Origin of the sequence: Aeromonas sp. sif2416 (genome assembly GCF_019218665.1) — a bacterium.
Classification (GTDB): domain Bacteria; phylum Pseudomonadota; class Gammaproteobacteria; order Enterobacterales; family Aeromonadaceae; genus Aeromonas; species Aeromonas encheleia.
In genome coordinates, this window is sequence record NZ_JAHUXC010000049.1 from 1 (window position 1) to 287 (window position 287).

Annotated in this window: 1 protein-coding gene; it reads right to left on the minus strand. The window is 64.1% G+C overall.

Annotated elements, in window-relative coordinates:
- Positions 1–275 (minus strand): VCBS domain-containing protein (locus KW821_RS21960; protein ID WP_371317623.1); only part of this gene is annotated, 275 nt, incomplete at its 3' end.
- Between the last annotated feature and the right edge of the window lie 12 nt (positions 276–287).

The following is a 287-nucleotide window of genomic DNA, read 5'->3' on the forward strand; positions in this document are numbered from 1 at the left end:
CCATCCAGGCTCTGTACGGTGAAGGTCTCGACCTTGGTCTCGCCCTGGCCCAGGTACTGCACCTTGTCGTTGGCAACCTCATAGCTCCACTTGCCAGCCGCATCGATGGTCAGGCTGCCCAGGGCATAGGCACTCGGCGCGCCCACACCCGGTTTGAACACGGCCTCGTCGGCCCCGTCCACGTCGGTCACGCTCAGGCTGCCGGTCTCGGTCAGGTTACCGCTGACCACGTTCAGGTCTTCGGTCACCGCACCGCTGCCATCACCCACAATCACCGCACCGTCATT